Source organism: Parvimonas sp. M20, from assembly GCF_035282425.1.
Classification (GTDB): domain Bacteria; phylum Bacillota; class Clostridia; order Tissierellales; family Peptoniphilaceae; genus Parvimonas.
In genome coordinates this window covers 1-246 of sequence record NZ_JAYKBQ010000253.1, presented here as the reverse complement: position 1 = coordinate 246, position 246 = coordinate 1, and the positions used below count along the sequence as shown (strand labels likewise).

Here is a 246-nt window from a genome sequence, read left to right as displayed (position 1 = left end):
CCGCGATCGCAGCTGCGTCCTCGCCCGTCGCCGCGCGTAGCGCGATCACCAGCCGCCGAGCCCCAGTTTCGCCAGCACCATGTCGACCAGTCGCGCGTCGGCGGGCGTCGCCGCCGCCGGGGCGAGGCCGCCGCATTCGAGGCAGCGCGCCTGCACTGACCCCGACGTGGCCAGCCGCCGCGCATCGCCCAGCGCGCGCGCGAAGGTCGCGCGCCGCTCCGCCGCGATCCGCGCGAACACGTCGCC

General features: G+C 78.0%; 1 protein-coding gene. It reads right to left on the bottom strand.

The genetic code is table 11. From position 1 onward, the window contains the following. Positions 1-45: 45 nt before the first annotated feature. The coding region (locus VJI93_RS09155) for a hypothetical protein (RefSeq protein WP_324009382.1) at positions 46-246 on the bottom strand (201 nt) is incomplete at its 5' end.